This is a genomic window from Amycolatopsis minnesotensis, assembly GCF_039529815.1.
Lineage (GTDB): Bacteria > Actinomycetota > Actinomycetes > Mycobacteriales > Pseudonocardiaceae > Amycolatopsis > Amycolatopsis minnesotensis.
The window spans coordinates 181,980-200,677 of record NZ_BAAANN010000004.1; the positions used below are offsets into that span (position 1 = coordinate 181,980).

The window sequence follows — 18,698 nt, forward strand, 5'->3', positions numbered from 1 at the left end:
CAGGGGAACATTCTCGTGGCACGTGACGTGCTGACCGACCTGAACAAGGTCCGCAATTTCGGCATCATGGCTCACATCGACGCCGGCAAGACCACCACCACCGAGCGGATCCTGTTCTACACCGGGGTCAACTACAAGATCGGTGAAGTCCACGACGGCGCGGCGACGATGGACTGGATGGAGGAGGAGCAGAAGCGGGGTATCACCATCACCTCGGCTGCCACCACCACCTTCTGGGACGACCATCAGCTCAACATCATCGACACCCCCGGCCACGTCGACTTCACGGTCGAGGTGGAGCGCAACCTCCGGGTGCTCGACGGCGCGGTCGCGGTCTTCGACGGCAAGGAAGGCGTCGAGCCGCAGTCGGAGCAGGTCTGGCGGCAGGCCGACAAGTACGAGGTCCCCCGCATCTGCTTCGTCAACAAGATGGACAAGCTGGGTGCCGACTTCTACTACACGGTGCAGACCATCGAGGACCGCCTCGGGGTTCGCCCGCTGGTGATCCAGCTGCCGATCGGCGCCGAGAACGCCTTCGAGGGCGTCATCGACCTGGTCCGCATGAAGGCGCTCGTCTGGCGCGGCGAAGTCCAGAAGGGTGAGGACTACGCCGTCGAGGACATCCCGGCCGACCTCGCCGACAAGGCCGCCGAGTACCGCGAGAAGCTCCTGGAAGCCGTCGCCGAGACCGACGACGCGCTGATGGAGAAGTTCCTCGAGGGCGAGACGCTGACCGAGGACGAGATCAAGGCCGGCATCCGCAAGGTGACCGTCGACCGCACCGCGTACCCGGTGCTCGCCGGCTCCGCGTTCAAGAACAAGGGCGTCCAGCCCATGCTCGACGCGGTCATCGAGTACCTGCCGTCGCCGCTCGACGTCGCCGCGGTGGAGGGCATCCTCCCCAACGGCGAGACCGCGCCGCGCAAGCCCTCGACCGAGGAGCCGTTCGCGGCGCTCGCGTTCAAGATCGCGGCGCACCCGTTCTTCGGCAAGCTGACCTACATCCGGGTCTACTCGGGCCAGGTCAGCAAGGGCGCCCAGGTCGTCAACGCGACCAAGGAGCGCAAGGAGCGCATCGGCGGCCTGTTCCAGATGCACTCCAACAAGGAGAACCCGGTCGACGTCGGCCAGGCCGGCCACATCTACGCGGTCCAGGGCCTGAAGGACACCACCACCGGTGACACCCTGGCGGACCCGCAGAACCCGATCGTGCTCGAGTCGATGACCTTCCCGGAGCCCGTCATCCGGGTCGCCATCGAGCCGAAGACGAAGGCGGACCAGGAAAAGCTGTCGATCGCGATCCAGAAGCTGGCCGAGGAGGACCCCACCTTCCAGGTCAACCAGGACGACGAGACCGGCCAGACGATCATCGCGGGCATGGGCGAGCTGCACCTCGAGGTGCTGGTGAACCGGATGAAGTCCGACTACAAGGTCGAGGCGAACATCGGCAAGCCGCAGGTCGCCTACCGCGAGACGATCAAGAAGACCGTCGAGAAGCTCGACGTCGTGCACAAGAAGCAGACCGGTGGCTCTGGCCAGTTCGCCAAGGTCATCGTGAAGCTCGAGCCGCTGTCCACCGGAGACGGTGCGCTGTACGAGTTCGACAACAAGGTCACCGGTGGCCGGGTGCCGCGGGAGTACATCCCGTCGGTGGACGCCGGTGCGCAGGACGCCATGCAGTACGGCGTGCTGGCCGGGTACCCGTTGGTCGGGCTCAAGTTCACGCTGCTGGACGGCGCCTACCACGAGGTCGACTCTTCGGAGATGGCGTTCAAGATCGCCGGTTCGATGGCGATGAAGGAAGCCGCGAAGAAGGCGGGCCCGGTCATCCTGGAGCCGCTGATGGCGGTCGAGGTGACCACACCCGAGGACTACATGGGTGACGTGGTCGGCGACCTCAACTCCCGCCGTGGTCAGATCCAGGCCATGGAGGAGCGTGCGGGCACCCGTGTCGTGAAGGCACTGGTTCCGCTGTCGGAGATGTTCGGCTATGTCGGCGACCTGCGGTCCCGTACCCAGGGTCGTGCGAACTACTCCATGACGTTCGATTCCTACGCCGAGGTTCCCGCGAACGTCGCGAAGGAAATCGTCGCGAAGGCGACGGGGGAGTAGTTCCCCCACGCTCGCGGGCGTAAGGAACACTCCTCACGGTCCGCGGTAACCGACAGATACCGAATCGCCGGTCGGCAGCCACGCCGGCAGGCGAGCACCAAGCAAAACAGTCCAGGAGGACATTCCAGTGGCGAAGGCGAAGTTCGAGCGGAGCAAGCCGCACGTCAACATCGGAACCATCGGTCACGTCGACCACGGGAAGACCACTCTGACCGCGGCGATCACCAAGGTTCTGCACGACAAGTACCCCGAGCTGAACACCGCTTCGGCGTTCGACCAGATCGACAACGCGCCGGAAGAGAAGCAGCGCGGCATCACGATCAACATCTCGCACGTCGAGTACCAGACCGAGAAGCGCCACTACGCCCACGTGGACGCCCCCGGTCACGCGGACTACATCAAGAACATGATCACCGGTGCCGCCCAGATGGACGGCGCGATCCTCGTGGTCGCGGCGACCGACGGCCCGATGCCGCAGACCCGTGAGCACGTGCTGCTCGCGAAGCAGGTCGGCGTGCCCTACATCGTGGTGGCGCTGAACAAGGCCGACATGGTCGACGACGAGGAGATCCTCGAGCTCGTCGAGCTGGAGGTCCGTGAGCTGCTGTCCGCGCAGGACTTCCCCGGTGACGACGCCCCCGTGGTCAAGGTCTCCGGCCTGAAGGCCCTCGAGGGCGACGAGAAGTGGGCCGAGACCGTGCTCGAGCTCATGGAGGCCGTCGACGCCAGCGTGCCGGACCCGGTGCGCGACCTCGACAAGCCGTTCCTGATGCCGATCGAGGACGTCTTCACCATCACCGGCCGCGGCACCGTCGTGACCGGTCGTGTGGAGCGCGGCCAGGTCAACGTCAACGAAGAGGTCGAGATCGTGGGTATCCGCGAGAAGTCGACCAAGACCACCGTCACCGGTGTCGAGATGTTCCGCAAGCTGCTCGACTCGGGCCAGGCGGGCGACAACGTCGGCCTCCTGCTGCGCGGCATCAAGCGCGAGGACGTCGAGCGCGGCCAGGTCATCGTGAAGCCCGGCACCACGACTCCGCACACGGAGTTCGAGGGCTCGGTGTACATCCTGTCCAAGGACGAGGGTGGCCGCCACACGCCGTTCTTCAACAACTACCGCCCGCAGTTCTACTTCCGCACCACGGACGTGACCGGCGTCGTGACCCTTCCCGAGGGCACCGAGATGGTCATGCCGGGCGACAACACGGACATCAGCGTCTCGCTGATCCAGCCGATCGCCATGGACGAGGGTCTTCGCTTCGCCATCCGCGAGGGTGGCCGGACCGTCGGCGCGGGCCAGGTCACCAAGATCAACAAGTGATTCGGCGCCCGGACCCGGGGCTCTACACCCCCGGGTTCGGGCCGTCAAATCACGTGTGCGACACTGTTTGGGTTGCTCGTTGTGGGGCGGCCGAATCCTTTCGGGGTTCCGGCCGCCTCTGCACGAGTGGCCACGGTCCGCGCAAGCGGGCAAGGGTCACCGCGGTGACCCCCTCACGTTGAGGCAAACCAGGCAAGACAACGATCCCACGGGATCCGTCTGTGGGTCGGGCGCGACACGCCCGACCGCGTGGACCGGGGACAGGGCCGTTGAACTGCGAAAACCAGGGCCTTCGCGGCCGGGTTTGAGACAAAGCGGCACGAGACGACAAGGAACGAGCAGCCACCATGGCGGGACAGAAGATCCGCATCCGGCTCAAGGCCTACGACCACGAGGCGATCGACGCGAGCGCGCGCAAGATCGTGGAAACGGTCACGCGGACCGGCGCGTCGGTAGTTGGCCCGGTGCCGCTGCCCACCGAGAAGAACGTTTACTGCGTCATCCGCTCGCCGCACAAGTACAAGGACTCGCGCGAGCACTTCGAGATGCGCACGCACAAGCGTCTGATCGACATCCTCGACCCGACGCCGAAGACGGTCGACGCGCTGATGCGCATCGATCTGCCGGCGAGCGTCGACGTCAACATCCAGTAAGCGTTGGGCGAGCGGCGGAGATAAGAGACTCATGTCTGACAGGCAAATGAAGGGCATCCTGGGCACCAAGCTCGGCATGACCCAGGTCTTCGACGAGAACAACCGGATCGTGCCGGTGACCGTCGTGAAGGCCGGGCCGAACGTGGTGACCCAGGTTCGCACCCAGGACAACGACGGCTACGTGGCCGTGCAGCTGGCTTTCGGCGCCGTTGACCCGCGCCGCGTGAACAAGCCGCGCACCGGCCACTTCGACAAGGCCGGCGTGACCCCGCGCCGGTACCTCGCCGAGCTGCGGACGACCGACGCGGACACCTACGAGGTCGGCCAGGAGATCACCGCCGAGGTGTTCGCCGCCGGCGCCGAGGTCGACGTGACCGGCACCAGCAAGGGCAAGGGCTACGCGGGTGTCATGAAGCGCCACGGCTTCAAGGGCCAGGGCGCCAGCCACGGTGCGCAGGCCGTGCACCGCAAGCCGGGTTCGATCGGCGGCTGCGCCACTCCCGGCCGTGTGTTCAAGGGCCTGCGCATGGCGGGCCGGATGGGCAACGACCGCGTGACCACGCAGGGCCTCAAGGTCCACGACGTGCGCGCCGACGAGGGCCTGCTCCTGATCAAGGGCGCCGTGCCCGGCCCCAAGGGCGGACTCCTCTTCGTCCGCAGCGCCGCGAAGGGTGGTGTGACCGAATGAGCAGCAGCATCAGTATCTCTGTGAAGACCCCGGCTGGTGCCGACAGCGCCTCTGCCGGCACTGTGGAGCTCCCCGCGGAGATCTTCGACGTGCAGGCCAACGTGCCGCTGATGCACCAGGTCGTGGTGGCCCAGCTGGCCGCCGCGCGCCAGGGCACGCACGACACGAAGACCCGCGGCGAGGTCTCCGGTGGTGGCAAGAAGCCGTACCGCCAGAAGGGCACCGGCCGCGCACGCCAGGGCTCGACCCGCGCGCCGCAGTTCGTCGGCGGTGGCACGGTCCACGGCCCGACGCCGCGCGACTACACCCAGCGGACCCCGAAGAAGATGAAGGCCGCCGCCCTGCGTGGCGCCCTCTCCGACCGGGCCCGTGCCGGCCAGCTGCACGTCATCACCGAGCTCGTGTCCGGCGAGAAGCCGTCCACGAAGTCGGTGAAGCAGGCGCTGACCGCGGTGACGCAGGCCAAGCGCGTTCTCGTGGTGCTGCACCGCGACGACGAGCTCGGCTGGCGCTCCGCGCGGAACCTCACCGACGTGCACCTCATCACGCCGGACCAGCTCAACACCTACGACGTGCTGGTCAACGACGACGTGGTGTTCACCAAGAGCGCGCTCGACGCCTTCCTCGCCGGTCCCACTCGGGGCAAGGGCGCCAAGGCGACCGCGCGTTCGAGCGAGGTTTCGGAAGGGAGTGACGAGCAGTGAGTGCGGTCGCCATTCCGAACCCCCGCGACATCTTGCTCGCGCCGGTGATCTCCGAGAAGTCCTACGGGCTGCTCGAAGACAACAAGTACACGTTCGTCGTTCGCCCGGACGCCAACAAGACCCAGATCAAGATCGCGGTCGAGCAGGTCTTCGGCGTGACGGTGGTCAGCGTGAACACGCTGAACCGCCAGGGCAAGCGCAAGCGCACCCGCTACGGCTTCGGCAAGCGCAAGGACACCAAGCGCGCCGTCGTGACGCTGTCCGCCGACAGCAAGCCGATCGAGATCTTCGGCGGACCCGCCGCGTAAGGGACTGAGCAGACAATGGGTATTCGCAAGTACAAGCCGACGACTCCCGGTCGTCGCGGTTCGAGCGTTTCCGACTTCGCCGAGATCACTCGGTCGACGCCGGAGAAGTCGCTGCTGCGTCCGTTGAGCGGCAGCGGTGGCCGTAACGCCTCCGGCAAGATCACCACCCGGCACAAGGGCGGCGGTCACAAGCGGGCGTACCGGCTGATCGACTTCCGCCGCAACGACAAGGACGGCGTGCCTGCCAAGGTCGCGCACATCGAGTACGACCCCAACCGGTCGGCCCGTATCGCGCTGCTGCACTACGCCGACGGCGAGAAGCGCTACATCATCGCGCCGGAGAAGCTCAAGCAGGGCGACCGGGTGGAGAGCGGCCCCCGTGCCGACATCAAGCCCGGCAACAACCTGCCGCTGCGCAACATCCCGGTCGGTACCGTGATCCACGCGATCGAGCTCCGCCCCGGTGGCGGCGCGAAGATGGCGCGCTCGGCCGGTGCCAAGGTGCAGCTCGTGGCCAAGGACGGCCCGTACGCGCAGCTTCGGCTGCCCTCGGGCGAGATCCGCAACGTCGACGTGCGCAACCGCGCCACCATCGGCGAGGTCGGCAACTCCGAGCACTCCAACATCAACTGGGGCAAGGCCGGGCGTAACCGCTGGCGGGGCAAGCGTCCCACCGTCCGCGGTGTCGTGATGAACCCGGTCGACCACCCGCACGGTGGTGGTGAGGGGAAGACCTCCGGTGGTCGCCACCCGGTCAACCCGAACGGCAAGCCGGAGGGCCGCACCCGCCGCCGCAAGCCGAGCGACCAACTGATCGTCCGCCGCCGGCGTACCGGCAAGAAGCGCTGAGCAGGGAGGTAGAAGAACATGCCACGCAGCCTGAAAAAGGGGCCCTTCGTGGACGACCACCTGCTCAAGAAGGTGGACGCTCTCAACGAGGCCAACAAGAAGACCGTGATCAAGACCTGGTCCCGCCGGTCCACGATCATCCCGGACTTCCTCGGCCACACGATCGCGGTGCACGACGGCCGCAAGCACGTCCCGGTGTTCGTCACCGAGGCGATGGTGGGTCACAAGCTGGGCGAATTCGCCCCGACGCGGACCTTCAAGGGCCACATCAAGGACGACCGGAAGTCGCGCCGCCGCTGAGCGGGCACGAGCAGTGTTAGTGCGGGACACCCGCACCCGAGCTTAAGGGAAGCAGATGAACGCCCAGAACAACGCCACGGCTACGGCAGTGTCTGATTCAGACCTGCCTACCGCCGTCGCGCGGGCTCGCTTCGTCCGGGACTCGCCGACCAAGGTGCGCCGGGTGATCGAGCTCGTCAAGGGTCGTAGCGTCAGCGAGGCCTTGGCCGTGCTCCGGTTCGCCCCGCAGGCGGCCAGCGAACAGCTCGCCAAGGTTATCGCCAGTGCCGCGGCCAACGCCGAGAACAACCTCGACCTCGACCCGGACACCCTCTGGGTGCGCAACGCGACCGCCGACGAGGGCCCGACCCTCAAGCGGATCCGCCCGCGTGCCCAGGGCCGTGCGTACCGGATCCGCAAGCGGACGAGCCACATCACCGTGGTGGTCGAATCGCGCCCGGCAGAGACGAAGAAGACCGGCAAGAAGAAGGCAGGTGGCCGGTAGTGGGCCAGAAGATCAACCCGCACGGCTTCCGCCTGGGAATCACCACGGACTGGAAGTCGCGCTGGTACGCCGACAAGCAGTACGCGGAGTACGTGGCCGAGGACGTCAAGATCCGGAAGCTGCTCTCCACCGGCATGGAGCGCGCCGGTATCTCCAAGGTCGAGATCGAGAGGACCCGCGACAGGGTTCGTGTGGACATCCACACCGCGCGTCCCGGCATCGTGATCGGCCGTCGCGGCGCGGAGGCCGACCGGATCCGCGGCGCGCTGGAGAAGCTGACCAAGAAGCAGATCCAGCTGAACATCCTCGAGGTGAAGAACCCCGAGGCCGACGCCCAGCTCGTCGCGCAGGGTGTCGCGGAGCAGCTCTCCAACCGCGTGGCGTTCCGCCGTGCGATGCGCAAGGCCCTGCAGACGTCCATGCGGTCGCCGCAGGTCAAGGGCATCCGCGTGCAGTGCGGCGGTCGTCTCGGCGGCGCCGAGATGTCCCGCTCCGAGCACTACCGCGATGGCCGCGTCCCGCTGCACACGCTGCGCGCCGACATCGACTACGGCTTCTTCGAGGCCAAGACGACGTTCGGCCGCATCGGCGTGAAGGTGTGGATCTACAAGGGCGACATCGTCGGCGGGCTCAAGGCCAAGGAGGCGCGTGACGCCGCCGCGGCCGCCGAGCGCGCCCCGCGTCGTGACCGCGACCGCCCGTCCCGTCCGCGCCGCTCCGGCGCTTCGGGCACCACGGCGACGTCGACCGAAGCCGGTCGCGCCGCCGCGGCGGCGAAGACCGATGAGGCCGCGACCTCCCCGGCGCCTGAGGCCGCCGCAGGTAGCGCGCCAGAGAAGACGGAGGGCTGACGTGCTCATCCCACGGAGGGTCAAGCACCGCAAGCAGCACTCCCCGAAGCGTGCCGGCGCCGCCAAGGGCGGCACCCAGGTGACGTTCGGCGAGTACGGCATCCAGGCGCTTGAACACAGCTACGTGACCAACCGGCAGATCGAGTCCGCTCGTATCGCGATGACCCGGCACATCAAGCGTGGCGGGAAGATCTGGATCAACATCTTCCCCGACCGGCCGCTCACCAAGAAGCCCGCCGAAACCCGCATGGGTTCCGGTAAGGGCTCGCCCGAGTGGTGGATCGCCAACGTCAAGCCCGGCCGCGTCATGTTCGAGCTCAGCTTCTCGAACGAAGAGACGGCACGCGAGGCCCTGCGCCGCGCGATCCACAAGCTGCCGATGAAGTGCCGAATCGTGACCCGTGAAGGTGGTGAGTTCTGATGGCGAAAGCAGCAGGCGTCGCGGCGTCAGAACTTCGTGAGCTCACTGCGGAAGAGCTCGTGCTGCGCTTGAAGGAATCCAAGGAGGAGCTGTTCAACCTCCGGTTCCAGATGGCCACCGGGCAGCTGGACAACAACCGCAGGCTGCGTACCGTCCGCACGGACATCGCGCGGATCTACACCGTGATGCGGGAGCGCGAACTCGGGCTGTCCGTTTCCCCCGACGACGCCGAGAGTGAGGGTGCGGCATGAGTGAGCAGACCGAAGAGCTCGCCAAGAAGCCGGTCCAGGACGCAGAGTCCGGCCGTAACTACCGGAAGGTCCGCGAAGGTCTCGTCGTCTCGGACAAGATGAGCAAGACGATCGTGGTCGAGCTCGAGAACCGCAAGAAGCACGCGCGCTACGCGAAGGTGCTTCGCAGCACCAGCAAGGTGAAGGCGCACGACGAGGAGAACAGCGCCGGTGTCGGCGACCGCGTGCTCCTCATGGAGACCCGGCCGCTGTCCGCGACCAAGCGCTGGCGCCTGGTGCGGATCGTGGAGAAGGCCAAGTAAGCAGAGGGCCGCAAGGTTCTCTTCAGTTCCGCAAGGCTGGGCATGCGCCCAGAACCGGCGTGACATACCAGGAGTTGACGTGATCCAGCAGGAGTCGCGACTGCGAGTCGCCGACAACACGGGTGCCAAGGAAATCCTTTGCATCCGGGTTCTCGGTGGTTCGGGGCGGCGCTACGCGGGTATCGGCGACATCATCGTCGCCACCGTGAAGGACGCCATCCCGGCCGCCGGGGTGAAGAAGGGCGACGTGGTCAAGGCCGTCATCGTCCGCACGCGCAAGGAGCGCCGCCGTCCGGATGGCTCCTACATCCGGTTCGACGAGAACGCCGCCGTGCTCATCAAGAACGACAACGAGCCCCGGGGCACCCGCATCTTCGGCCCGGTGGGCCGCGAGCTGCGCGACCGAAAGTTCATGAAGATCATTTCGCTCGCGCCGGAGGTGTTGTAGAGCATGAAGGTGAAGAAGGGCGACACGGTCGTCGTCATCGCCGGCAAGGACAAGGGCGCCAAGGGCAAGGTCATCCAGGCCTACCCCGAGCGCGAGCGCGTGCTGGTCGAGGGTGTCAACCGGATCAAGAAGCACACCCGGATCACCCAGGGCCAGCGCGGTGCGCAGTCGGGTGGCATCGTCACCCAGGAAGCGCCCATCCACGTGTCGAACGTGCAGGTCGTCGACTCCGACGGCAAGCCCGCCCGCGTGGGCTACCGGTTCGGCGAAGACGGCAAGAAGGTTCGCGTCTCGCGCAGGAACGGTAAGGACATCTGATGACCACCACCGAAAAAATCGTGCCGCGGCTGAAGACGCGCTACCGCGAGGAAATCGCGGAAGCGCTGCGCAGCGAGTTCGGCTACGCCAACGTGCACCAGATCCCCGGTGTGGTGAAGGTCGTCGTGAACATGGGTGTCGGTGACGCCGCCCGTGACAGCAAGCTCATCGAGGGCGCGGTCCGCGACCTGTCCACCATCACCGGGCAGAAGCCAGAGGTCCGCAAGGCCCGCAAGTCCATCGCGCAGTTCAAGCTGCGCGAGGGCCAGCCCATCGGTGCCCGCACCACGTTGCGCGGCGACCGGATGTGGGAGTTCCTCGACCGGCTGCTGACCATCGCACTGCCGCGTATCCGCGACTTCCGCGGGCTTTCGCCGAAGCAGTTCGACGGGAACGGCAACTACACCTTCGGTCTCAACGAGCAGTCGATGTTCCACGAGATCGACCCCGACGCCATCGACCGCCCGCGCGGCATGGACGTCACCGTTGTCACTACCGCCACCACCGACGACGAGGGCCGCGCACTGCTCCGCAAGCTCGGCTTCCCGTTCAAGGAGAACTGAGCAGATGGCCAAGAAAGCGCTCGTCCACAAGGCCGCGAAGACGCCGAAGTTCAAGGTGCGTGGCTACACCCGCTGCCAGCGGTGCGGCAGGCCGCACTCGGTGTTCCGCAAGTTCGGACTCTGCCGGGTGTGCCTCCGCGAGATGGCGCACGCGGGCGAACTGCCCGGCGTCCGCAAGTCCAGCTGGTAAGGCTCGTACCAACTCAGAGATCGCCACAGGCCTCCGCAGGGGGAACCAGGGCGAGAAAGGTTGACAGGTCACCATGACGATGACCGACCCCATCGCAGACTTCTTGACCCGTCTGCGCAACGCGAACTCGGCATACCACGACGAGGTCGTGCTTCCCCACTCGAAGATCAAGGCGAACATCGCCGAGATCCTCAAGCGTGAGGGCTACATCGCGGGGTACCGCGACGAGCCGGGCGAGAAGCACAAGAACCTCATCGTCGAGCTGAAGTACGGCCGGAACCGCGAGCGCAGCATCGCGGGCCTCCGCCGGGTGTCCAAGCCCGGCCTCCGGGTCTACGCAAAATCGACCGACCTGCCGAACGTTCTCGGTGGCCTTGGCGTCGCGATCATTTCGACGTCCTCCGGCCTCCAGACCGACCGTCAGGCCAAGCGCAACGGCGTGGGCGGCGAAGTCCTCGCCTTCGTCTGGTAAGGGAGGAGATCAGGTATGTCACGTATCGGAAAGCTGCCGATCTCCGTCCCCGCCGGGGTCGAGGTGCAGATCGACGGGCAGCACATCAAGGTCAAGGGGCCCAAGGGCACCCTGGAGCACACGATCGCCGAGCCGATCACCGCTGAGTTCGCCGATGGCACGCTCACGGTGAAGCGCCCCGACGACGAGCGGACCAGCCGCGCCCTGCACGGCCTGAGCCGCACGCTGGTGAACAACCTCGTGGTCGGTGTGACCGACGGCTACGAGAAGAAGCTCGAGATCCACGGCGTCGGTTACCGCGTGCAGGCCAAGGGTTCGGACCTCGAGTTCGCGCTCGGCTACAGCCACCCGGTGAAGATCGAGGCGCCGGAGGGCATCACCTTCAAGGTGGAGACCCCGACCCGGTTCTCGGTTTCCGGCATCGACAAGCAGAAGGTCGGCCAGACGGCCGCCGTCATCCGCAAGCTGCGGCGCCCCGACCCCTACAAGGGCAAGGGCCTGCGGTACGAGGGTGAGCGCATCCGTCGCAAGGTCGGAAAGACGGGTAAGTGATCATGAGCGACACGACTACGACGAAGCGCAAGCCGATCGGCAAGGACGTCTCGACGCGGCGCCGCGTTGCGAAGGCCCGTCGCCACTTCCGGCTCCGCAAGAAGATCAGCGGGACCCCGCAGCGGCCGCGCCTTGTGGTCAAGCGGTCCTCGCGGCACATCGCCGTCCAGCTGATCGACGACCTCGCCGGGAACACCCTGGCGTCGGCGTCGACCCTGGAGGCGGACGTGCGGGCCCTCGACGGCGACAAGAAGGCCAAGGCCGCGAAGGTCGGCGAACTGGTCGCGGCCCGCGCCAAGAGCGCGGGCGTCACCGCGGTGGTGTTCGACCGTGGCGGCAACGCCTACCACGGCCGGATCGCCGCGCTGGCCGACGCCGCCCGCGAGGCGGGGTTGGAATTCTGATGCACATGCTGGTCAATGGAAGGAAAGCCTGATGCCGGGACGTACACGGCAATTCGGCGGCGGACAGGGCGGCCCCGGCGGCGGTCAGGGCGGCAACGACCGCAATGACCGTCGTGGTGGCGGCCGCGACCGTCGCGACGGCGGTCGTGGCGGGGCCGGCCAGGAGAAGACCCCGCACCTCGAGCGCGTAGTGGCGATCAACCGCGTCGCCAAGGTGGTCAAGGGTGGCCGCCGGTTCAGCTTCACCGCACTGGTGGTCGTCGGCGACGGCGACGGCCAGGTCGGCGTCGGCTACGGCAAGGCCAAGGAAGTTCCCGCGGCCATCGCCAAGGGTGTCGAGGAAGCGAAGAAGAACTTCTTCCGCGTTCCCCGCATCGCCGGCACCATCCCGCACCCCATCCAGGGTGAGGACGCCGCGGGCGTCGTGCTGCTCCGCCCGGCCAGCGCCGGTACCGGTGTCATCGCCGGTGGCCCGGTGCGCGCGGTGCTGGAGTGCGCCGGTGTGCACGACGTGCTGTCCAAGTCGCTCGGCTCGGACAACGCGATCAACATCGTGCACGCGACCGTCGCGGCCCTCAAGGGCCTGCAGCGCCCCGAAGAGGTCGCGGCCCGCCGTGGCCTGCCGCTCGAGGACGTGGCTCCGGCGAGGATGCTGCGTCAGCGCGCCGGACAGGGGGTCTGACGTGTCGCAGCTGAAGATCACCCAGGTGAAGAGCAAGATCGGCACCAAGCACAACCACCGTGAATCGCTGCGCACCCTCGGGCTGCGCAAGATCCGGCAGTCGACGGTGCGTGAAGACACTCCCGAGGTCCGCGGCCTGATCAAGGCCGTCCGGCACCTGGTGGAGGTCGAGGAGGTCAAGTCATGACGGCCATCAAGATCCATCACTTGCGGCCGGCACCGGGATCGAAGCAGGACAAGACCCGCGTCGGTCGTGGTGAGGGCTCCAAGGGCAAGACCGCCGGTCGCGGCACGAAGGGCACCAAGGCCCGCAAGAACGTGCCCGCCGGTTTCGAGGGCGGGCAGATGCCCATCCACATGCGGCTGCCGAAGCTGCGCGGCTTCAAGAACCGGTTCCGCACCGAGTACCAGCCGGTGAACGTGGGCGACATCGCCCGCGTCTTCGCCGACGGTGGCAAGGTCGGCCCCGAGGAGCTCGCCGGCCGCGGCCTCGTCCGCAAGGGCAAGCTCGTCAAGGTTCTCGGCAACGGTGACGTCAACGGCGTCAAGCTGGACATCACCGCGGACGCCTTCTCGGCCTCGGCCAAGGAGAAGCTCGCCGCCGCCGGTGGCTCCGCCACCACCAACTGAGCACCACCCCCCCAGAACGGCCCGTGGACCCCACGGGCCGTTCTGCTGTCCCGGGACGTTTAGCCCGCGAACTGCACCCCGCCCCACTCCCACCCCTCCGGTCCCGGTCTGCGTTTAGCGGGCTAAACGTCCCGGGTGAGCGCCCCTGCGAGGAGGCGAGGGCACCGGGGCTGCGAGGATTCCTCCCGTGACTGATCCCGAGACCCCCACACCGCCGCCGGTCGACGGCGAGCAGGACCCGCCGTCGTCTCCGGTGATCTCGCCGCGCCAGCTCGTGGTGGCCGTGCTCGCCGCACTCGCCGCCGTCGTCGCCGTGGCGGGCTCTTTCCTGACGTTGTTCTCGGGTGGCTTCAGCTCGTTCGGCGGTCGCGGGTTCAGCCTGTCCATCACCGGGTGGGCGCTCGAACTGGGCGGGGCAGCCGGGAAGCAACCCGCTGGCGGGCTCGGACCCGTGATGCCGAGCGGCTACCCGCTGGTGCTCGGTGCCATCCTCCTGCTGTTCGCCGCCGTCATCGTGCTGCGTCCCCGCGGGCCGGAGCCGAAGGCGGTGCCGGTGGGGAAGATCCTCGTGGTCGCCGGGGCCGCGTTCCTGACCGGCACGGTCATCACGATCGCGATGCAGGGGATCGGCTGGTCCGGCCTTTTCACGCCGGCCGGCGTGAAGATCGCCCCCGATGTCGGTTTCTGGCTCATCGCGGTGGGCGTCGTCTCGTCGGTCGCGGCCGCCGTGCTGGCGTTCCTGCCGGAGCGCCGCGAACCCGACGGCCCGGAGCCCGAGGTCGTGGTGCACGACCTGAGCACTCCGCGGCACGGCATCCCGGTCGTCGACCCGCTCACCGGCGAGCCCAAGCCCGCCGCCGACGACACCCAGTGGCGCCCACCCGCTGCCCCGCCCTCCTGAGCTGCGTTTAGCGGGCCAAACGTCGCGCGCCGCCGTATCGTGGCAGACCTGGAGGTGGCCCATGGGGATCCTGCTGTTCTTCGGAGCCGCGCTGCTGCTGGCCGTTACCCCCGGCGCGAACAACCTCCTCGGCCTGCACCACGGGATGCGGTACGGCATCGGGCGTGGCCTCGCCGGACTGGCCGGTCGCCTCGCGGCGTTCGTCCTCATGATCGTCGCGGTCACGGCCGGCCTCGGCCAGCTGCTCGCCGCCTCCGAGCTCGCGCTCACGATCATCAAGTGGGCCGGCGTCGCGTACCTGGTCTGGCTCGCCGCGCGCATGCTGTGGACGGCAAGGCGCGACGGCACCCCGGAACCGGCCGACGAGCAGCAGCCGCGGCGAAGCGGCTGGCAGGTCGCGCGCAAGGAGTTCCTGGTCGCCATCACGAACCCGAAAGCGGTCCTGATCTTCACCGCGTTCGTACCGCAGTTCATCGACCCGGCGCACGGTCCGGTGCCGTGGCAGGTCGCGCTGCTCGGCGCGGTGTACCTGCTCGCCGAGTCCGTAGCGGGCATCGGCTACATCGCGGTCGGCGCCGGCGTGAAGGCGGCCCGGCTGAGCCGGCGCGCGAGGCGCAATCTCGACCGCGGCACCGGCGTCGTGCTACTCGGGATGGCGGGTGCGCTCGCCGGCTCGACCGCCGGGTAACCGACCTCCGTCGGGAAAACTCGCATGCCCTGCGGACGCGCCGTCTGATGCTGTTAGAGTCGGCGGCACGCTTCGGGACGAGTGTGCCCCGAAGCGTTCCTGGCTTGTCCGCCAGCGATGTTGTGTTCCTGCCGGTCCTGTGCCGGCCAAGCCGATCACCGGCGCGATCGCCGGTGACGCCGAGGAGGTCCCCCGCGTGCTCAGCGCCTTCCGCTCGGCTCTCGCGACGCCGGATCTGCGCAAGAAGATCCTGTTCACGCTGTTGATCGTGACGGTCTACCGAATCGGTGCCGTCATTCCAGCGCCCGGGGTTTCCTATACGAACGTGCAGGCGTGCCAAGCGCAGGGCAGCGACGACCAGGGCATCTACTCCCTGCTGAACCTCTTCAGCGGCGGCGCGCTCCTGCAGTTGTCGATCTTCTCGACCGGCATCATGCCCTACATCACCGCGAGCATCATCGTTCAGCTGCTCACCGTGGTGATCCCTCGTTTCGAGGAGCTCAAGAAGGAAGGCCAGTCCGGCCAGAACAAGCTGACGCAGTACACCCGGTACCTGACGATCGCGCTGGCGATCCTGCAGGCCACCGGCGTTGTCGCGCTGGCGGACCGCAAGCAGCTCTTCCCGAACTGCGACAAGGCGATTCTCCCGGACAACAGCGTCTACGCGATGGCCATCGTCGTCGTCGCGATGACCGCGGGCACCGCGGTCATGATGTGGCTGGGCGAGCTGATCACCGAGCGCGGTGTCGGCAACGGCATGTCGGTGCTGATCTTCCTGAACATCGCGGCGCGGATCCCCGGTGAAGGCGCACTCATCCTGAGCAACAAGGGCGGCCTGGTCTTCGCCCTGATCTGCGTGTTCGGGCTGGTGATCATCGCGAGCGTCATCTTCGTGGAACAAGGGCAGCGCCGGATACCGGTGCAGTACGCGAAACGCATGATCGGCCGCCGGATGTACGGGGGCACTTCGACCTATCTGCCGATCAAGGTGAACCAGGCCGGTGTGATCCCGGTCATCTTCGCCTCGTCGCTGCTGTACCTGCCCGACCTGATCGGCAAACTGGTCGGCGGCGCGGACGGCGGCAACTCGTGGTGGCAGCGGTTCCTGCAGACCTACCTGGTGAACCAGTCCAGCTGGGTGCACATCCTGCTGTATGTCGCCTTGATCATCTTCTTCACGTACTTCTACATCACGATCACGTTCAACGTGGACGAACGTGCGGAGGAGATGAAGAAGTTCGGCGGGTTCATCCCCGGCATCAGGCCGGGGCGTCCCACCGCCGAATACCTGAGCTTCGTCCTGGGGCGGATTACGCTGCCGGGCTCGATCTACCTTGGTCTTATCGCGATCCTGCCGAACTTCTTCCTGTCCGTCACCGGCGGCGGGCAGAACCAGAACTTCCCGTTCGGCGGCACCGCGGTGCTGATCATGGTCGGTGTCGGCCTCGACACCGTCAAGCAGATCGAAAGCCAGCTCATGCAGCGTAACTACGAAGGGTTCCTCCGATGACGCGCCTAGTTCTCGTGGGCCCGCCAGGCGCGGGCAAAGGCACTCAAGCGGTGGCGCTCTCGGAGCAGCTCCGAGTTCCGCACATCTCGACCGGCGATCTCTTCCGCGCGCACGTCGGCGACCAGACGCCGCTGGGCCAGGAAGCGAAGCGCTATTTGGACTCCGGCGAGCTGGTCCCGGACTCGGTGACCAACGAGATGGTGCGGGAGCGGCTCGCGGACCCGGACGCGAAGGCGGGCTTCCTGCTCGACGGCTTCCCTCGCAACACGAAGCAGGCCGAGGTGCTCGGCGAGATCCTGTCGGAGTCGGACACCTCGCTGGACGCGGTCATCCAGTTGAAGGTCTCCGAGGACGTCGTCGTCGGCCGCCTGCTGTCGCGTGGCCGCGCTGACGACACCGAAGAGGTCATCCGCCGCCGTCAGCAGATCTACGTGTCGGACACGGCGCCGCTGCTGGAGTACTACGCCGACATCCTGGTCTCGGTCGACGGCGTCGGCGATGTCGACGAGGTCTCCTCCCGGGTGCTGGCCGCACTGCGCGCCCGCAAGTGAACCTGGGTGGCCTTCGTGTCCTGCAAGTGCTCCGTCGCGGCCGCATGATCGAAATCAAGACGCCCGGCGAGCTGGAAGCCATGCGGGCGGCGGGTCTCATCGTCGCGAAGACGCTCGGGCTGGTGACCGCTGCGGCGAAGCCCGGCGTGAGCACCGCGGAGCTCGACGAACTCGCCGAGCAGACGATCAGGGACGCGAACGCGGTCCCGTCGTTCAAGGGCTACCACGGTTTCCCGGCTTCGATCTGCGCGTCCGTCAACGAGCAGATCGTGCACGGCATCCCGGCCAAGTCGGCGGTGCTGGCCGACGGCGACCTCATCTCCGTCGACTGCGGTGCGATCCTCGACGGCTGGCACGGCGACTCGGCGGTGACGATCGCGGTCGGCGAGGTCTCCGACGCGGACCTCGCGCTGTCGGAGGCGACCAGGGAAGCGATGTGGGCGGGTGTCCGCGCCGCGGTCGTCGGCGCCAAGCTCACCGACATCTCGTACGCCGTCCAGACCTCCGCCGAGCGCTCGTCGGCTGCCAACGGCGTCGAATACGGGCAGATCGTCGAGTACGGCGGGCACGGCATCGGCCGCGAGATGCACATGGACCCGTTCCTGCCGAACGTCGGCAAGCCGGGCAAGGGCCCGAAGCTGAAGCCGGGGATGGCGCTCGCGATCGAGCCCATGCTGACCGGCGGCACCGGGGAGACCGTCGAGCTGGACGACGGCTGGACCGTCGTCACGGCGGACGGCTCGCGGGCCGCCCACTGGGAGCACACCGTCGCCATCACCGACGACGGCCCCCAGGTCCTCACCGCCCCCGCCGCGGACGACGTTTAGCCCGCTAACTGCAGGCCAGGCCCTTCCTGCCCCACCAGGCCCCAGTGCGCCGCCGGGTGCGTTTAGCCCGCTAAACGCACGCAGCGGGCCCGCGCTGGCGGCGGCGTAGACTGGGATGAGCCGGGGTGCCTACCACAGGTCACCCCCGTTTGGGTGGCTCGCCGCGACGTGAGTACACTGTCTAGTCGGCGTACTCATCACGCCGGTTCCAGCGCGCTCGTGAATCTCGCGACATTGGAGTCGGGGTGAGGCATGTGCGCCGAGCACCACCCAGGCAAGCACTCACCGCTCAACCAATCACGAAACGCGGAGGACATGGGCAAGAAAGACGGGGCCATCGAGGTCGAAGGCCGCGTAATCGAGCCGCTCCCCAACGCGATGTTCCGAGTCGAGTTGGAGAACGGCCACAAGGTCCTTGCACACATCAGCGGCAAGATGCGGCAGCACTACATCCGCATCCTGCCCGAGGACAGGGTCGTCGTCGAGCTTTCACCGTACGACTTGTCCCGTGGTCGCATCGTCTACCGCTACAAGTGACCAAGGCGAGCGAAGCACACAAAGCAGGAGAGCAGGAGACGTGAAGGTCCAGCCGAGCGTCAAGAAGATCTGCGACAAGTGCAAGGTGATCCGCCGGCACGGCCGGATCATGGTGATCTGCGAAAACCTGCGGCACAAGCAGCGGCAGGGCTGATCCCTCGCACTCGTTCAGAGTGGATTG

At 67.3% G+C, this 18,698-nt stretch carries 30 protein-coding genes; all 30 read left to right on the forward strand.

Annotation, left to right across the window (positions count from 1 at the left end; translation table 11 throughout):
• Positions 1-15 precede the first annotated feature (15 nt).
• The 30 genes from fusA (at position 16) to rpmJ (ending at position 18,671) form a co-directional block, all read left to right on the forward strand.
• A complete protein-coding gene (gene fusA / locus ABD256_RS06470) occupies positions 16-2,112 on the forward strand; it encodes an elongation factor G (protein ID WP_344414511.1) in 2,097 nt (698 codons plus the stop codon).
• 127 nt (positions 2,113-2,239) lie between these two features.
• Positions 2,240-3,433, forward strand: a complete 1,194-nt coding sequence (tuf, locus tag ABD256_RS06475; protein WP_344414513.1) for an elongation factor Tu — start codon at positions 2,240-2,242, stop codon at positions 3,431-3,433.
• 347 nt (positions 3,434-3,780) lie between these two features.
• Positions 3,781-4,086, forward strand: coding sequence for a 30S ribosomal protein S10 (gene rpsJ, locus ABD256_RS06480; protein ID WP_003883485.1), 306 nt, complete (start codon positions 3,781-3,783; stop codon positions 4,084-4,086).
• Positions 4,087-4,117: 31 nt separating this feature from the next.
• Positions 4,118-4,774, forward strand: coding sequence for a 50S ribosomal protein L3 (rplC, locus tag ABD256_RS06485; protein ID WP_344414517.1), 657 nt, complete (start codon positions 4,118-4,120; stop codon positions 4,772-4,774).
• On the forward strand, positions 4,771-5,478 hold the full coding sequence (rplD, locus tag ABD256_RS06490; RefSeq protein ID WP_344414519.1) for a 50S ribosomal protein L4: 708 nt from the start codon (positions 4,771-4,773) through the stop codon (positions 5,476-5,478). The genes rplC and rplD overlap by 4 nt, the downstream gene beginning before the upstream one ends.
• Positions 5,475-5,786, forward strand: a complete 312-nt coding sequence (gene rplW, locus ABD256_RS06495; RefSeq protein ID WP_344414521.1) for a 50S ribosomal protein L23 — start codon at positions 5,475-5,477, stop codon at positions 5,784-5,786. Before rplD ends, rplW begins: the two co-directional genes overlap by 4 nt.
• Positions 5,787-5,801: 15 nt before the next feature.
• A complete protein-coding gene (gene rplB, locus ABD256_RS06500) occupies positions 5,802-6,635 on the forward strand; it encodes a 50S ribosomal protein L2 (protein ID WP_344414523.1) in 834 nt (277 codons plus the stop codon).
• Positions 6,636-6,653: 18 nt separating this feature from the next.
• Positions 6,654-6,935: a 30S ribosomal protein S19 gene (rpsS, locus tag ABD256_RS06505; RefSeq protein ID WP_153035997.1), complete on the forward strand. Its 282-nt coding sequence runs from the start codon at positions 6,654-6,656 to the stop codon at positions 6,933-6,935.
• A gap of 55 nt (positions 6,936-6,990) precedes the next feature.
• Positions 6,991-7,419, forward strand: a complete 429-nt coding sequence (rplV, locus tag ABD256_RS06510) for a 50S ribosomal protein L22 (RefSeq protein WP_344414528.1) — start codon at positions 6,991-6,993, stop codon at positions 7,417-7,419.
• Positions 7,419-8,270: a 30S ribosomal protein S3 gene (gene rpsC, locus ABD256_RS06515; protein WP_344414530.1), complete on the forward strand. Its 852-nt coding sequence runs from the start codon at positions 7,419-7,421 to the stop codon at positions 8,268-8,270. The genes rplV and rpsC overlap by 1 nt, the downstream gene beginning before the upstream one ends.
• A 1-nt stretch (position 8,271) precedes the next feature.
• The gene (gene rplP, locus ABD256_RS06520) at positions 8,272-8,691 is read left to right on the forward strand and encodes a 50S ribosomal protein L16 (protein WP_215547950.1); all 420 of its coding nucleotides are present in this window, start codon (positions 8,272-8,274) and stop codon (positions 8,689-8,691) included.
• Complete coding sequence (gene rpmC, locus ABD256_RS06525) at positions 8,691-8,942, forward strand: 50S ribosomal protein L29 (protein WP_215547949.1); 252 nt, start codon at positions 8,691-8,693, stop codon at positions 8,940-8,942. The genes rplP and rpmC overlap by 1 nt, the downstream gene beginning before the upstream one ends.
• Positions 8,939-9,244, forward strand: a complete 306-nt coding sequence (gene rpsQ / locus ABD256_RS06530; protein ID WP_344414536.1) for a 30S ribosomal protein S17 — start codon at positions 8,939-8,941, stop codon at positions 9,242-9,244. Before rpmC ends, rpsQ begins: the two co-directional genes overlap by 4 nt.
• 79 nt (positions 9,245-9,323) lie before the next feature.
• On the forward strand, positions 9,324-9,692 hold the full coding sequence (rplN, locus tag ABD256_RS06535; protein ID WP_020668416.1) for a 50S ribosomal protein L14: 369 nt from the start codon (positions 9,324-9,326) through the stop codon (positions 9,690-9,692).
• 3 nt (positions 9,693-9,695) lie between these two features.
• Positions 9,696-10,010: a 50S ribosomal protein L24 gene (gene rplX / locus ABD256_RS06540; protein WP_344414540.1), complete on the forward strand. Its 315-nt coding sequence runs from the start codon at positions 9,696-9,698 to the stop codon at positions 10,008-10,010.
• Positions 10,010-10,573 (forward strand): 50S ribosomal protein L5, encoded by a 564-nt coding sequence (rplE, locus tag ABD256_RS06545; RefSeq protein ID WP_344414542.1) that lies wholly within the window; start codon positions 10,010-10,012, stop codon positions 10,571-10,573. The genes rplX and rplE overlap by 1 nt, the downstream gene beginning before the upstream one ends.
• A 4-nt stretch (positions 10,574-10,577) precedes the next feature.
• On the forward strand, positions 10,578-10,763 hold the full coding sequence (locus ABD256_RS06550; protein ID WP_344414544.1) for a type Z 30S ribosomal protein S14: 186 nt from the start codon (positions 10,578-10,580) through the stop codon (positions 10,761-10,763).
• Between the two features lie 73 nt (positions 10,764-10,836).
• A complete protein-coding gene (gene rpsH, locus ABD256_RS06555; RefSeq protein ID WP_344414546.1) occupies positions 10,837-11,235 on the forward strand; it encodes a 30S ribosomal protein S8 in 399 nt (132 codons plus the stop codon).
• Between the two features lie 15 nt (positions 11,236-11,250).
• Positions 11,251-11,787, forward strand: coding sequence for a 50S ribosomal protein L6 (rplF, locus tag ABD256_RS06560; protein ID WP_344414548.1), 537 nt, complete (start codon positions 11,251-11,253; stop codon positions 11,785-11,787).
• Positions 11,784-12,191 carry a 50S ribosomal protein L18 gene (gene rplR, locus ABD256_RS06565; protein ID WP_425546391.1) on the forward strand — a complete coding sequence of 136 codons (408 nt, stop codon included), beginning with the start codon at positions 11,784-11,786 and terminating at the stop codon, positions 12,189-12,191. The genes rplF and rplR overlap by 4 nt, the downstream gene beginning before the upstream one ends.
• A 31-nt stretch (positions 12,192-12,222) precedes the next feature.
• Positions 12,223-12,873: a 30S ribosomal protein S5 gene (rpsE, locus tag ABD256_RS06570; protein WP_215547942.1), complete on the forward strand. Its 651-nt coding sequence runs from the start codon at positions 12,223-12,225 to the stop codon at positions 12,871-12,873.
• Position 12,874: 1 nt separating this feature from the next.
• Positions 12,875-13,060, forward strand: a complete 186-nt coding sequence (gene rpmD / locus ABD256_RS06575; protein ID WP_344414553.1) for a 50S ribosomal protein L30 — start codon at positions 12,875-12,877, stop codon at positions 13,058-13,060.
• Positions 13,057-13,503 carry a 50S ribosomal protein L15 gene (rplO, locus tag ABD256_RS06580; protein ID WP_344414555.1) on the forward strand — a complete coding sequence of 149 codons (447 nt, stop codon included), beginning with the start codon at positions 13,057-13,059 and terminating at the stop codon, positions 13,501-13,503. Before rpmD ends, rplO begins: the two co-directional genes overlap by 4 nt.
• Positions 13,504-13,690: 187 nt before the next feature.
• Positions 13,691-14,404 (forward strand): hypothetical protein, encoded by a 714-nt coding sequence (locus tag ABD256_RS06585; RefSeq protein WP_344414557.1) that lies wholly within the window; start codon positions 13,691-13,693, stop codon positions 14,402-14,404.
• Between the two features lie 61 nt (positions 14,405-14,465).
• A complete protein-coding gene (locus ABD256_RS06590) occupies positions 14,466-15,092 on the forward strand; it encodes a LysE family translocator (protein WP_344414559.1) in 627 nt (208 codons plus the stop codon).
• 196 nt (positions 15,093-15,288) lie between these two features.
• The gene (secY, locus tag ABD256_RS06595) at positions 15,289-16,602 is read left to right on the forward strand and encodes a preprotein translocase subunit SecY (protein WP_344414872.1); all 1,314 of its coding nucleotides are present in this window, start codon (positions 15,289-15,291) and stop codon (positions 16,600-16,602) included.
• Positions 16,599-17,153, forward strand: coding sequence for an adenylate kinase (locus tag ABD256_RS06600; protein ID WP_344414561.1), 555 nt, complete (start codon positions 16,599-16,601; stop codon positions 17,151-17,153). Before secY ends, ABD256_RS06600 begins: the two co-directional genes overlap by 4 nt.
• A 44-nt stretch (positions 17,154-17,197) precedes the next feature.
• Positions 17,198-17,980, forward strand: a complete 783-nt coding sequence (gene map / locus ABD256_RS06605; RefSeq protein ID WP_344414564.1) for a type I methionyl aminopeptidase — start codon at positions 17,198-17,200, stop codon at positions 17,978-17,980.
• A gap of 315 nt (positions 17,981-18,295) precedes the next feature.
• Positions 18,296-18,517, forward strand: a complete 222-nt coding sequence (gene infA, locus ABD256_RS06610; RefSeq protein ID WP_009948665.1) for a translation initiation factor IF-1 — start codon at positions 18,296-18,298, stop codon at positions 18,515-18,517.
• A 40-nt stretch (positions 18,518-18,557) separates the two neighbouring features.
• Positions 18,558-18,671, forward strand: a complete 114-nt coding sequence (gene rpmJ / locus ABD256_RS06615) for a 50S ribosomal protein L36 (RefSeq protein ID WP_004558882.1) — start codon at positions 18,558-18,560, stop codon at positions 18,669-18,671.
• Positions 18,672-18,698 lie beyond the last annotated feature (27 nt).

Bases quoted from the DNA above. Each gene is read 5' to 3' on its own strand.
- rpsJ (WP_003883485.1), top strand. From the start codon at position 3,781: ATGGCGGGACAGAAGATCCGCATCCGGCTCAAGGCCTACGACCACGAG.
- rplC (WP_344414517.1), top strand. From the start codon at position 4,118: ATGTCTGACAGGCAAATGAAGGGCATCCTGGGCACCAAGCTCGGCATG.
- rplD (WP_344414519.1), top strand. From the start codon at position 4,771: ATGAGCAGCAGCATCAGTATCTCTGTGAAGACCCCGGCTGGTGCCGAC.
- rplB (WP_344414523.1), top strand. From the start codon at position 5,802: ATGGGTATTCGCAAGTACAAGCCGACGACTCCCGGTCGTCGCGGTTCG.
- rpsS (WP_153035997.1), top strand. From the start codon at position 6,654: ATGCCACGCAGCCTGAAAAAGGGGCCCTTCGTGGACGACCACCTGCTC.
- rplV (WP_344414528.1), top strand. From the start codon at position 6,991: ATGAACGCCCAGAACAACGCCACGGCTACGGCAGTGTCTGATTCAGAC.
- rpmC (WP_215547949.1), top strand. From the start codon at position 8,691: ATGGCGAAAGCAGCAGGCGTCGCGGCGTCAGAACTTCGTGAGCTCACT.
- rpsQ (WP_344414536.1), top strand. From the start codon at position 8,939: ATGAGTGAGCAGACCGAAGAGCTCGCCAAGAAGCCGGTCCAGGACGCA.
- rplX (WP_344414540.1), top strand. From the start codon at position 9,696: ATGAAGGTGAAGAAGGGCGACACGGTCGTCGTCATCGCCGGCAAGGAC.
- rplE (WP_344414542.1), top strand. From the start codon at position 10,010: ATGACCACCACCGAAAAAATCGTGCCGCGGCTGAAGACGCGCTACCGC.
- ABD256_RS06550 (WP_344414544.1), top strand. From the start codon at position 10,578: ATGGCCAAGAAAGCGCTCGTCCACAAGGCCGCGAAGACGCCGAAGTTC.
- rpsH (WP_344414546.1), top strand. From the start codon at position 10,837: ATGACGATGACCGACCCCATCGCAGACTTCTTGACCCGTCTGCGCAAC.
- rplF (WP_344414548.1), top strand. From the start codon at position 11,251: ATGTCACGTATCGGAAAGCTGCCGATCTCCGTCCCCGCCGGGGTCGAG.
- rpsE (WP_215547942.1), top strand. From the start codon at position 12,223: ATGCCGGGACGTACACGGCAATTCGGCGGCGGACAGGGCGGCCCCGGC.
- rplO (WP_344414555.1), top strand. From the start codon at position 13,057: ATGACGGCCATCAAGATCCATCACTTGCGGCCGGCACCGGGATCGAAG.
- ABD256_RS06590 (WP_344414559.1), top strand. From the start codon at position 14,466: ATGGGGATCCTGCTGTTCTTCGGAGCCGCGCTGCTGCTGGCCGTTACC.
- ABD256_RS06600 (WP_344414561.1), top strand. From the start codon at position 16,599: ATGACGCGCCTAGTTCTCGTGGGCCCGCCAGGCGCGGGCAAAGGCACT.
- map (WP_344414564.1), top strand. From the start codon at position 17,198: ATGATCGAAATCAAGACGCCCGGCGAGCTGGAAGCCATGCGGGCGGCG.
- infA (WP_009948665.1), top strand. From the start codon at position 18,296: ATGGGCAAGAAAGACGGGGCCATCGAGGTCGAAGGCCGCGTAATCGAG.